The organism is Pseudomonas paraeruginosa PA7 (assembly GCF_000017205.1).
GTDB lineage: Bacteria > Pseudomonadota > Gammaproteobacteria > Pseudomonadales > Pseudomonadaceae > Pseudomonas > Pseudomonas paraeruginosa.
In genome coordinates, this window is sequence record NC_009656.1 from 4,103,691 (window position 1) to 4,115,799 (window position 12,109).

Annotated in this window: 10 protein-coding genes; 6 read left to right on the top strand and 4 right to left on the bottom strand. The window is 68.2% G+C overall.

The annotated features are described in order from the left end of the window. Positions 1-21: 21 nt before the first annotated feature. Complete coding sequence (locus tag PSPA7_RS18835; RefSeq protein ID WP_012076473.1) at positions 22-2,091, bottom strand: type VI secretion system Vgr family protein; 2,070 nt, start codon at positions 2,089-2,091, stop codon at positions 22-24. 265 nt (positions 2,092-2,356) lie between these two features. On the opposite strand from PSPA7_RS18835, the gene PSPA7_RS18840 reads away from it, so the two are divergent. From PSPA7_RS18840 to pfeE, 4 genes are all read left to right on the top strand, one after another. Beyond that, positions 2,357-3,079, top strand: coding sequence for a response regulator transcription factor (locus tag PSPA7_RS18840; RefSeq protein ID WP_012076475.1), 723 nt, complete (start codon positions 2,357-2,359; stop codon positions 3,077-3,079). After that, positions 3,079-4,419 carry a two-component system sensor histidine kinase PfeS gene (pfeS, locus tag PSPA7_RS18845; protein WP_012076476.1) on the top strand — a complete coding sequence of 447 codons (1,341 nt, stop codon included), beginning with the start codon at positions 3,079-3,081 and terminating at the stop codon, positions 4,417-4,419. Before PSPA7_RS18840 ends, pfeS begins: the two co-directional genes overlap by 1 nt. Positions 4,420-4,517: 98 nt before the next feature. Beyond that, complete coding sequence (pfeA, locus tag PSPA7_RS18850; protein ID WP_012076477.1) at positions 4,518-6,758, top strand: siderophore enterobactin receptor PfeA; 2,241 nt, start codon at positions 4,518-4,520, stop codon at positions 6,756-6,758. Positions 6,759-6,777: 19 nt separating this feature from the next. Further along, a complete protein-coding gene (pfeE, locus tag PSPA7_RS18855) occupies positions 6,778-7,692 on the top strand; it encodes a ferric enterobactin esterase PfeE (protein WP_012076478.1) in 915 nt (304 codons plus the stop codon). Between the two features lie 158 nt (positions 7,693-7,850). Here the strand turns inward: pfeE and PSPA7_RS18860 are convergent, their stop codons facing one another. Next, entirely contained in the window at positions 7,851-9,056 is a 1,206-nt protein-coding gene (locus PSPA7_RS18860; protein WP_012076479.1) for an NAD(P)/FAD-dependent oxidoreductase, read from the bottom strand. A gap of 266 nt (positions 9,057-9,322) precedes the next feature. Between PSPA7_RS18860 and PSPA7_RS18865 the strand changes: the two genes are divergently transcribed. Next, a complete protein-coding gene (locus PSPA7_RS18865; RefSeq protein WP_003153948.1) occupies positions 9,323-9,847 on the top strand; it encodes an RrF2 family transcriptional regulator in 525 nt (174 codons plus the stop codon). A 171-nt stretch (positions 9,848-10,018) separates the two neighbouring features. Continuing rightward, positions 10,019-10,519, top strand: coding sequence for an acyl-CoA thioesterase (locus PSPA7_RS18870; RefSeq protein WP_012076480.1), 501 nt, complete (start codon positions 10,019-10,021; stop codon positions 10,517-10,519). A gap of 27 nt (positions 10,520-10,546) precedes the next feature. Here the strand turns inward: PSPA7_RS18870 and PSPA7_RS18875 are convergent, their stop codons facing one another. Together PSPA7_RS18875 and PSPA7_RS18880 are read right to left on the bottom strand one after the other, a co-directional pair. Then, positions 10,547-10,873 carry a thioredoxin family protein gene (locus tag PSPA7_RS18875; protein WP_012076481.1) on the bottom strand — a complete coding sequence of 109 codons (327 nt, stop codon included), beginning with the start codon at positions 10,871-10,873 and terminating at the stop codon, positions 10,547-10,549. 80 nt (positions 10,874-10,953) lie between these two features. Beyond that, positions 10,954-12,057: a DUF1615 domain-containing protein gene (locus PSPA7_RS18880; RefSeq protein WP_012076482.1), complete on the bottom strand. Its 1,104-nt coding sequence runs from the start codon at positions 12,055-12,057 to the stop codon at positions 10,954-10,956. Positions 12,058-12,109 lie beyond the last annotated feature (52 nt).

Sequence of the window (12,109 nt, forward strand, 5' to 3'; positions counted from 1 at the left end):
GACCGGGCATTCGCCGGCCGCTCAACAGTTGATATCGACGTTCGGCGAGAGGATCTCGATCTCCGCCGGGGTGATGCGGATGGTGCTCTGCCCGCAGCGCAGGAGGATCTCGCGGTCGGCGGTCAGCTCGATGCGCTGGCTGCCGAGGACGATGCTCCTGCCGTCCAGGCCGATCTTCGACCCGTCGTCGCTGCCGCCCACGCTCACTTCGTAGCTGTCGCCCACCGACAGGGTCTTCTTCTTCATCACCTGGGTGCTCTGGTTCAACCCGACCACCGTGTTCATCATCATGCCGACATTGAGGCTGTAGCCGAGGCCGACGTTTTCCATGCGCCCCATGCCGACGTTCTGCAGCGAGGCCATGAGGATGGTCTCGCTCTTGTTCATGCCGATCTTCACCGTTTCGTTGCGGTCCACCGTCTTGCTGCGGTTGGCATGCACGGTGATGGTCTCGTTGTTGTCCACCGTCTCGGTGCGATCGTGCTTCACGTGCACGGTCTCGTCGTGGTCGATGGTCTTGCTGCGGTCGTGACCGACCCAGTGGGTCTCGTCGTTCTCGACCTCGATGTCCTGGTTCTTCTCCGCGTGGATGTACAGCTGCTCGGCGCCCTTCTTGTCCTCCATGCGGATCTCGTTGAAGTTGGCCGGCGTGCCGCCCTTGCTCGAACGGCTCTTGGTGCCGCTCTGGGTGGCGTTCGCCGGCAGTTCGTAAGGCACTGTCTGCTCGGCGTTGTAGACCCGCCCGGTGATGATCGGCCGGTCCGGGTCGCCTTCGAGGAAGCTGACGATCACCTCCTGGCCGATCCGCGGGATCTGGATCGAGCCCCAGTTCTTCCCGGCCCAGGCCTGGGATACGCGCATCCAGCAGGAGCTGTTCTCGTTCGACTGGTCGTGGCGGTCCCAGTGGAAGTGCACCTTGACCCGGCCGTACTGGTCGGTCCAGATCTCCTCGCCCTTGGGCCCGACCACCACCGCGGTCTGCGGGCCGCGCACCACCGGCACCGGCGTCAGCGGCAACGGCCGGAACGGCTGGGCGGCATCGATGCAGTCCAGTTCGCTCTCGAACTGCGCTCCGGCGCCGCCATTGCCGGTCTCGAGAAGCTCCTGGACCACCCGGTATTCCGCCGCCACCACCAGGTACTCGCGGTTCTGGTCGAGCCGCGGATAGTTGCTCAGGTGGAACAGGTGCCCGGAGCCGATGCCCCTGGCGCAACCGCGCAGGCGTACCCGCTCGTGCTGGGTCTGGATCGCTTCGATGCGGGTCCGCGCGTAGTGTTCGCCATCCTGGCTCTGCACGTATTCCCCGGGGTAGTCGTACAGCGGGTAGTCCGCCGCCGCATGGGCGCGCCCCACGTTGGAGCGCACCTCCAGGCGGGTGCCGGGACGCTGGAAATCGTAGTCGTTGAGGCTCAGCGAACCGGGCTGGACCTCGCGCGCCACGTGCCAGTCGAAGAAATGGTCGCGCTCGCGGTGGCCGAGGGTCGGCGGGTAGTAAGGCACGCTGGCGTAGCCGACCGGGCTCTGGTGCGCACCGTAGGCGTCGGAGAGGACCAGGATGTGGCGCTTCTTCTCGTGGCGGAACCAGTAGTAGATGCCCTCCTGCTCCATCAGCCGGCTGACGAAGTCGAAGCTGGTCTCGCGGTACTGCACGCAGTACTCCCACTCGCGGTAGGGGCGTGTCAGGGCATCCTCGAAGTCGGAGAAGCCGAGATCGCGGAACACCTGCTTGATGATGTCCGGGACCTTCTGGTTCTGGAAGATGCGACAGTCGGAGGTGCGCGTGAGCAGCCACAGCCAGGGCCGCAGGGTGACCTGGTAGCTGGCGAACTGGCCGCTGCCGGCACCCTGGCTGCAGCGCGCGACGATGCCGTGGAAATGCCGCCGGATGCCGCCGGGCAATTCCAGTGCCAGGCTCATCGGCTTGCCCAGCAGGGCGTCCAGGGGCAGGGCGTGATTGCTCGAAACCAGCTCGAGCTCGTGGTTGAACAGCCTGCCCAACTCTTCGCGGCCTTCCAGCCGTTGCAGTTGCAGGACCTCGGGGCCCAAAGGGGAATCCACGTGGACCAGGCGGGTATGTTGGGAGAACAGCATGGGAAATCTTCCTTGATAGTCACCTGCGATGGACGGTTCGAACAGCGCGTGCCACCGACGCGGCGAATGATCGTACAATCCCGCGCCGCCGCGAAAGGCTGGCCATTCGCCACACCCCTGCCCGCCTCCTGCGGACCCGCCGACCCTATGCCAGAAAAAAAACCGAGGCAACGGCGGTTTTGTCGAAAAGTATTTCCGCCGCCATGAGCGCTGCGTCGCATTGGCCCATTGCCCCCGGTCACGTGGAAATGCGATATTCACAAACGTGAATCATTCTCATACTACCCTGCCCGCTCCCGCCCCCCGCCTGCTGCTGGTCGAAGACGATCCGCGCCTGCGCGAGGATCTCGACGCGCATTTCCGCCAGCGCGGCTTCCACGTGACCGTCTGCGGCGATGGCTCGCACGGGCTGGAAGCCGCCGGGCGCGAAGCATTCGACCTGGTGTTGCTGGACATCATGCTGCCCGGCCTCGACGGCCTGGCCCTGCTGGAGTCGCTGCGCCGCGAGCAGGCCACGCCGGTGATGCTGATGTCGGCGCTGGGCGCCGAGCAGGATCGCATCAGCGGCTTCACCCGCGGCGCCGACGACTACCTGCCGAAGCCGTTCAGCCTGGCCGAGCTGGATGCCCGCACCGACGCCCTGCTGCGCCGGGTACGCCTGGATCGCCAGCCGCCCGCGCCACGCCAGGACACCCGGCTGGCGTTCGACGAACAGGCCCGGGAGGTGTTCCACGAGGGGCTCCCGGCAGGCCTGACGCCGTCCGAGTACCGCCTCCTGGCCATCCTCCGCGAACACGCCGGCGAGGCACTGAGCAAACCCTTCCTCTATCGCAGCGTGCTGCACCGCAACTACACCCGCCTCGATCGCGGTCTCGACGTGCACGTCTGCAACCTGCGCCGCAAGCTCGCCGCCATCGCCGTGCGCCACCTGCAGATCCAGGCGGTACGCGGCCAGGGCTACCTGCTGGTGGAAACGGAACGGCCCTGATGCGCAGGCATCCGCTGCTGTGGAAACTGGCGCTGCTGCAGGTCGGTTTCTGCCTGCTGCTGACCTGGCTGATCTACACCTGGGGCCTGTCGGTGGAGCGCAGCACCTACTTCCTCGCCCCCGCCGACCGCAGCTACCTGGCGGACTACGCGCGGCAGGCGGAGGATGCCTGGCGCAGCGAGGGCGCCGCGGGCGCCGAACGCTTCCGCAAGGAACTGTCGGCGAAGGAAGACACCTGGGTGGCGCTGGTCGGCCCGCACCTGGAAAGCCTCGGCAGCACGCCGTTGAGCGCCGCGGAATCGAGCCACCTGACCTTCATGCGCAAGCTCGACTGGCCAATGAGCCGGCGCTTGCGGGACGAACTGCCGTACGTCAGCATCGAGTTTCCCGATCATCCCGAACAGGGCCGGCTGGTGATCCAGTTGCCGGAACGCCTGCTGCCCGGCGGGCTGACCCCGCGTACTCGCCTGGTCACCCACGGCATAGTCCCGACCCTGCTGGCCGCCCTGCTCGGCCTGCTGCTCTACCGCCACCTGGTGGCGCCGCTGAACCGCCTGCGCGACCGCGCCGACGCCCTGCGCGCCGACGAACTGGAGACGACGCCGCTCGCCGCGCCGCTGGCGGCGCGCCGCGACGAACTCGGCGAGCTGGCCCAAGCCCTGGAGCACATGGCCGCACGCCTGCGCCAGAGCCTCGCCCAGCAGCGTCTGCTGCTGCGCACCCTGTCCCACGAACTGCGCACGCCGCTGGCGCGCCTGCGCATCGCCCATGACAGCGACCTGCCGCCGGACCAGCTGCGCCAGCGGCTGGACCGCGAGGTCGGCGACATGCAGCGCCTGCTGGAAGACACTCTCGACCTGGCCTGGCTGGACACCGAGCGTCCGCAACTGCCCACCGAGCCAGTGCTGGCGCTGTCGGTGTGGGAAGCGCTGCGCGAGGACGCCTGCTTCGAGAGCGGCTGGGAGCCGTCACGGCTGCCCTGCCGGCTGGGCATCGACTGTCGCGTCGAGGCGCACCTGGACAGCCTCGCCCAGGCCATGGAGAACCTCCTGCGCAACGCCATCCGCCATTCTCCGGAGGGCGGCACGGTCAGCCTCGACGGCGAGCGCGAGGGCGACTTCTGGCACCTGCGCCTGCAGGACCAGGGGCCGGGCGTGGCGGAGGACCAGCTGGAGCGTATCTTCCTCCCCTACCAGCGCCTGGATGCCGCCGCCGGCGAAGGCTTCGGCCTCGGCCTGGCGATCGCCCGGCGCGCCATCGAGCTGCAGGGTGGCCGGCTCTGGGCCAGCAACGGCAGGCCCGGACTATGCCTGCACCTGTGGTTGCCGGCGGCCGCCTGAGGGCGAAGTGTTTAGAAAGTTAATGCGCTTTACTCTCAAATAACAATCAATATCATTCGTGATCTCTCGCTTTTTGCCGCACTGCCCGGAGATCACCGATGTCCTCACGCGCCCTTCCCGCCGTTCCCTTCCTGCTCCTGTCCAGTTGCCTGCTGGCCAACGCGGTGCACGCCGCCGGCCAGGACGACGGCTCCATCATCGAGCTGGGCGAGCAGACCGTGATCGCCACCGCCCAGGAGGAAACCAAGCAGGCGCCGGGGGTCTCCATCATCACCGCGGAGGACATCGCCAGGCGGCCACCGAGCAACGACCTGTCGCAGATCATCCGGACCATGCCGGGAGTCAACCTGACCGGCAACAGCTCCAGCGGCCAGCGCGGCAACAACCGGCAGATCGACATCCGTGGCATGGGCCCGGAGAACACCCTGATCCTGGTCGACGGCAAGCCGGTCAGCTCGCGCAATTCGGTGCGCTATGGCTGGCGCGGCGAGCGCGACAGCCGCGGCGACAGCAACTGGGTGCCGGCCGATCAGGTCGAGCGCATCGAGGTGATCCGCGGGCCGGCGGCGGCGCGCTACGGCAACGGCGCGGCGGGCGGCGTGGTGAATATCATCACCAGGCAGGCCGGCGCGGAAACCCACGGCAATCTCAGCGTCTACAGCAACTTCCCGCAGCACAAGGCCGAGGGCGCCAGCGAACGGATGAGCTTCGGCCTCAACGGGCCGCTCACGGAAAACCTCAGCTACCGCGTCTACGGCAACATCGCCAAGACCGCCTCGGACGACTGGGACATCAATGCCGGCCACGAGTCCAACCGCACCGGCAAGCACGCCGGCAGCCTCCCCGCCGGACGCGAAGGCGTGCGCAACAAGGACATCGACGGGCTGCTCAGCTGGCGCCTGACGCCCAGGCAGACCCTCGAGTTCGAGGCCGGCTTCAGCCGCCAGGGCAACATCTACACCGGCGACACGCAGAACACCAACAGCAACAACTACGTGAAGCAGATGCTCGGCCACGAGACCAACCGCATGTACCGCGAGACCTATTCGGTCACCCATCGCGGCGAATGGGACTTCGGCAGCTCGCTGGCCTATTTGCAGTACGAGAAGACCCGCAACAGCCGGATCAACGAAGGCCTGGCCGGCGGCACCGAAGGTATCTTCGATCCCAACAACGCCGGCTTCTACACCGCCACCCTGCGCGACCTGACCGCCCACGGCGAGGTCAACCTGCCGCTGCACCTGGGCTACGAGCAGACCCTGACCCTCGGCAGCGAGTGGAGCGAGCAGAAGCTCGACGACCCCAGCTCCAACACCCAGAACACCGAGGAAGGCGGCTCGGTCCCCGGTCTCGCCGGGAAGAACCGCAGCAGCAGCTCCTCGGCGCGGATCTTCTCGCTGTTCGCCGAGGACAACATCGAGCTGATGCCAGGCACCATGCTTACCCCGGGCCTGCGCTGGGACCACCACGACATCGTCGGCGACAACTGGAGCCCGTCGCTGAACCTGTCCCACGCGCTCACCGAGCGGCTCACCTTGAAGGCCGGCATCGCCCGCGCCTACAAGGCGCCCAACCTGTACCAGCTGAACCCCGACTACCTGCTCTACAGCCGCGGCCAGGGGTGCTACGGGCAGAGCACCAGTTGCTACCTGCGCGGCAACGACGGCCTAAAGGCCGAGACCAGCGTGAACAAGGAACTGGGCATCGAGTACAGCCACGACGGCCTGGTGGCGGGGCTGACCTACTTCCGCAACGACTACAGGAACAAGATCGAATCCGGCCTGTCGCCGGTCGACCACGCCAGCGGCGGCAAGGGCGACTACGCCAACGCGGCGATCTACCAGTGGGAGAACGTGCCCAAGGCGGTGGTCGAGGGCCTCGAAGGCACCCTGACCCTGCCCCTGGCCGACGGCCTGAAGTGGAGCAACAACTTCACCTACATGCTGCAATCGAAGAACAAGGAAACCGGCGACGTGCTCTCGGTGACGCCGCGCTACACCCTCAACTCGATGCTCGACTGGCAGGCCACCGACGACCTCTCGCTGCAGGCCACGGTCACCTGGTACGGCAAGCAGAAGCCGAAGAAATACGACTATCACGGCGACCGCGTCACCGGCAGCGCCAACGACCAGCTCTCGCCCTACGCCATCGCCGGCCTCGGCAGCACCTATCGGCTGAGCAAGAACCTGAGCCTCGGCGCCGGCGTCGACAACCTGTTCGACAAGCGCCTGTTCCGCGCCGGCAACGCCCAGGGCGTGGTCGGCATAGACGGGGCCGGCGCGGCTACCTACAACGAGCCCGGACGGACCTTCTACACCAGCCTGACCGCGTCGTTCTGAGCCATAACGAGAAAGCCTGATGAGAACCCCCCTGCTCGCCGCCGCCCTGGGCCTCGCCCTGGCGGCGACCCTGCCCGGCACCGCGCCGCTGGCGCAACCGGACCCCGAGGCGACCATGGACCGCAGCCTGCTGCAACGCCAGGACCTGCCCTATCGCTTCAGCGCCGTGGACCTGGACTCCGCCGACGGCCAGCGGCATTACCGGCTGTGGCTCGGTCGACCGCTGCAGGCACCGCCCGCCGCCGGCTACCCGGTGCTCTGGATGCTCGACGGCAACGCCGCCCTCGGCGCCCTCGACGAGACCGCCCTGAGACGCCTGGCCGACGGCGACGCGCCGCTGCTGGTCGCCATCGGCTACCGCACGCCGCTGCGCATCGACCGCGCCGGGCGCACCTTCGACTACACTCCGGCGCGTCCCGGCCAGGCCGAGCAGCGCGACCCGCTCAACGGCCTGCCCAGCGGCGGCGCCGATGCCTTCCTCGACCTGTTGCGCGACGGCATGCGTCCGGCCGTGGCGGCGCAGGCTCCCCTGGACACGGCGCGGCAAACCCTCTGGGGCCACTCCTACGGCGGCTTGCTGGTGCTCCACGCACTGTTCACCCGTCCCGGCGAGTTCGCCCGCTACGCCGCGGCCAGTCCGTCGCTGTGGTGGAGCGACGGGGCAATCCTCGGCGAACGAGCGGGGCTCGAACAGCGACTGCGCGGAAAGCGCGCTGAACTCCTGCTCTGGCGCGGCAGCGCCGAGCCGGCCAGCCCGCGCGGCTCGCTGAGGGCCGAGCCGGGCCAGGCGATGGCGCGGCTGGTGGATGACCTGCGCCAGGTGCCCGGGCTCACGCTGGACTTCCAGCCGCTCGACGGCCTGGGTCATGGCGAGACGCTGGGGGCCTCGTTGCGCCTTCTGCTCGCCCGGCCGGCGGTGGAACGCCAGCGCTGAAGGCGCGCGCTCCCAAGAGAACCGACGCAACGGCGGATAACCGCTTCGCGGTTATTCGCCCTACCGGAGGCCAGGCATCCGCGCGCCGCGACATCCCTCTACGCCGCACGGCCCCCTCTCCCGCCTGCGGGAGAGGGTTGGAGTGAGGGAAAATCGCCCTACGCCACCACCGGAATCAACGGGTCGGCCGCCGCCAGCGCGATGGCGCGGTCCGCCGCCGGCGGGTAGATCCACACGCCGTTGATCTCGGTCTTGATCTTCTTGCCCTCCTCGCGCACGAAGCGCACCTGGCGGTCCCAGCCCTCGGTGAACACCGCGCCCCAGCCGCCGAGGTCGAGGCAGGTCACGTACTTCACCTGGCTGTAGGGAATCGGCTCGACGCCGAGCAGGTCGGCGGCCACGTTGTTGCCGGCCGAGCGGCCCAGGGCGATGGCATGCTGGCAGGTCATCAGGGCATGGTTGCCGCGGTCGTCGGTAGCCGCGCGGGCCACGTCTCCGGTGGCGTAGACATCGTCGAGACCGAGCACCTTGAGGTTGCGGTCGACATGCAGGCGACCCTGTGCATCGCGCTCGCCCGGAATCTGCCCGGTCAGCGTGCTGGCCCGCACGCCCACGGTCCAGACCACGGTCTTCGCCTCGATCCGCTGGCCGTCGTCGAGCGTCACGCCCTCGGCATCCACCGCCGCCACCGAACGCCCGAGGCACCACTCCACGCCCAGCTCCGCCGAGGCCTCGGCGATCAAGCCGCCCAGTTCCGCACCCATCGATGCGCCAATGGCGGCGCCGCGGTCGACCACGATCACCCGCAGCGCCGCTTCCTCGCCGAGGATCGCCCGCAGGCGCGCCGGCATCTCGGTGGCGGTCTCGATGCCGGTAAAGCCGCCGCCGGCGACCACCACGGTGTTGCGTGCCGACGAATCCGGCAGGTCGCGCAGGGCATGCAGGTGTGCCTCCAGGCGCAAGGCGTCTTCCAGTTGGTCGACATCGAAGGCCGCGTCGATGCCGGCGACACTCGCCGGCCGCCACACGCCGCTGCCGGCCGCCAGCACCAGGCGGTCGTAGTCCAGCTGCGCCGGCGCGCCCTCGGCATCGCGGTACGCCACCCGCTTGCCGGCCACGTCGATGCGCTGCGCGCTGCCCTGCACGAAGCGCACGCCGACCGCGTCGAACAATTCGCCCAGCGGCGCCGTCATGCGCTGCACCTCGGGCTCGTAGAAACGCGGGCGGATGCGCAGCTCGGGTTGCGGCGCGAGCACCGCGACCTCGATGTCGTCGCGGCCATGGCGGTCGAGCAGGCGGACCGCGCTCAGCGCGCTCCACATGCCGGCGAATCCGGCGCCGACGATCAGGATACGTTGTTTCATGGAGGCTCCTGGAAGGATGAGGACGGGTTCTGCGGAGAGTCGCCCCTCCGTAACTACGACTATATTAGTCGTAGTTACGGAAAACAAGCCCCGGCACCGACACGAGCAACCACCCACTCCCGCCGTTCGACAGAAGAAGAAGTCAGGAAAAAGGGGTGAAAAATCGGAAACAGAGCGGTTTCGGCCGGGAAAAGCGAGACAGCAAAATCTTGTGACCGCTCTGAAAAGCTCGCACACTATTGCGAATATTTCTGTCGGAGTTAGTGATGGCTCTCTATAGCGCTGGCGTCGAGTACGGCATCCATTGCCTGCTGTTCCTCGCCGACGAGAAAGGTGACAGCCGCGAGTCCAGCGTGCGCGCCCTCGCCGAACTGCAGGGGGTGCCCCCGGAATTGCTGGCCAAGGTCTTCACCCGCCTGGCCAAGGCCGGCCTGGTGGCGGCCACCGAAGGCGTGCGCGGCGGCTTCCGCCTGGCGCGTCCGGCCAACGAGATCAGCGTGCTCGACGTGGTCCGCGCCATCGATGGCGACAAGTCGATCTTCGAGTGCCGGGAGATCCGCGAGCGCTGTGCGCTCTTCGAAGGCAACCCGCCATCCTGGGCGACCCGCAATACCTGCTCGATCCACGCGGTGATGCTCACCGCGCAGAAGCGCATGGAAGAAGCGCTGGCCCAGCAGACCATCCTCGACCTGGTGCGCCGGGTAGGGCGCAGCGCGCCGCCCGAGTTCGGCGAGCAGGTGCTGCGCTGGATGGAAGCCAGCCGCGAAGGCCGCAACCCCACCCGCGACTGAGTCCCTGCGCCAGGCGAGCCGGCGCCGCAAGTCCCTTTCGCGGAAAACACCATTGTCGACTGCGGTGCTAATCGCGCCGGCGTTTCTCCCTACCCTATCCCCAGAGGCCGCCGTAGAGCGGCCGCCGGCCCACTGCAACGGCCCGTGTCCAACTTGCGTGATAGGTGAATGATGGAACCTGGCAGCTACCAACTGACCATGAGCGTGCTCATGACCCCCGACAAGGCGAACTTCTCCGGCAACGTCCATGGCGGCGCCCTGCTCAAGCTCCTCGACGAGGTGGCCTTCGCCTGCGCCAAACGCTACGCCGGACGCTACGTGGTGACCCTGTCGGTGGATCAGGTGATCTTCCGCGAGCCGATCCATGTCGGCGAACTGGTGACCTTCCTCGCCTCGGTGAACTACACCGGGCGCACTTCGATGGAGGTCGGGGTGAAGGTGATGACCGAGAACATCCACGAGCGCACCGTGCGCCATACCAACAGCTGTTTCTTCACCATGGTGGCGATGGACGACCAGCGTCGGCCAGTGGCGGTGCGTCCGCTGGAACCGGAGACGCCGACCGAGAAGCGCCGCTACGCCCAGGCCCTGGCCCGGCGCGAGCAGCGCAAGCTGATGGAGCTGCGCTACCAGGAGATCCGCGAACAGGTGGATCACGCGATGCCGGCCTGAACACCGCCCGGCCCGCGGGCCGGGTCCTCAGCCCTCGCCGACCAGGCTCTCGAACGCTTCTTCCAGCACGCTGGCGCTGCCGGGCCGGACCACCCGCGCCACCTCGCGGCCATCGCGCAGGAAGACGAAGGTCGGCCACAGCTTGACCTGGAACGAGCGGCCCAGGCGCCGGCCAGGGCCGTCCTCGATCTTCAGGTGGGCGACCTCCGGGTAGTCGTCGAGCACTTCCGCCAGCAACGGCTGGGCAGCCTGGCAATGGCCGCACCAGTCGGTGCCGAACTCCACCAGGGTCGGACCGGCGAGCCGGTCCAGTTCGTCGCGCGCCGGTGCCTCGGCGCTGTATCGGCTGTTCATGCGTTGCGTCTCCGTGACGATGGCTGACAGGACGACAGACTGTCGCGGCGGGATCGGGTTCGACCCGCCCGACGATGTCCTCAGCGTCCGCGGGCGCGGACCATGCAGCGCTGGTAGCGTTCGTCGACGCGCTTGGCGAACCAGGCGGTGGTCAGCTTGCGGGTGATCTTCGGGCTTTCCAGCGTGATGCCCGGCAGCACCGCGCGCGGCAGTTGCTTGCCGGTGGCCGCCTCGGCCAGGGCGAAGACCTTGCGGTACAGCGCGCTGTCGGCGAAGTCCGCGCTGTCGCCCTGCTCCAGCGCCCGGCGGATCGCCGCGTCGCTCATGTCCAGGCGCTTGCCCAGGGCGCGCACGGCCAGCTCGGTGGAGCCCGGCGTGCGCGTGCCGTAGCGGATCAGGTCGCCATCCAGCGCCAGCGGGATCCCCGAGACGCGACTCAGCGCGCTCTGGAAGGCGGCGTTGCGGCTGGCGTACCAGCCGGCGTTGAAGTCGGCGAAGCGGTACAGCGGCGCCGGGTAGTCCACCGGATAGCCGAGCAGGTGGGCGATGCCGAAATACATGCCGCCGCGCCGGCTGAACACTTCGCGGCGGATGCTGCCATCCACCGGGTAGGGATAACCGTCGGCGTGGCGCTCGGCGAAAGCGATGCTGACCTGCATCGGCCCGCCGGTGTGCACCGGGTTGAAGCCGCCGAACAGCTTGCCGCCCATGGGCACGATGGCGATGAAGTCGTCGAAGGTCTCGCTCAGCTCCTTCTCCGTCCGCGCCGCGGCCAGGCGCTGGCTGTAGGTCCGCCCATCGGGCGACTTGATACCCAGCGCCGAGCTGACCAGGAACGCCGGCACGTGCAGCTTGCCGGCGCGGCGCTCGAGTTCGCGGGTGGCGATCCTGCCCAGGCCGGCTACCGGCGGGTCGACCTGGTAGGTGGACTCCTGCTCGGTCACCGCCAGCACCGCACAGAGATTCTCGTCGCTGGGGTAGACCTGCTGGGCGGAAAAGGCCGCGTAGATATCGCGGGCCCAACCCTGGCGATCGCGCACCGTGGCCGGCATCAGACGGACGATCTTCGCCCGTACTTCGTCGGGGTTGGGCGGCGGCGGCTCCGCCGACCGCGAACTGCACCCGGCCAGCGCCAGGAGCATGGCCAGCCCCGTTACGCCGCAACCCTGGCGTACTGCTTTCATCTGCGATTCCCTGTTCCGTTGCGAAGTGGGCGGCCGGTGGCGACCGCCGAAG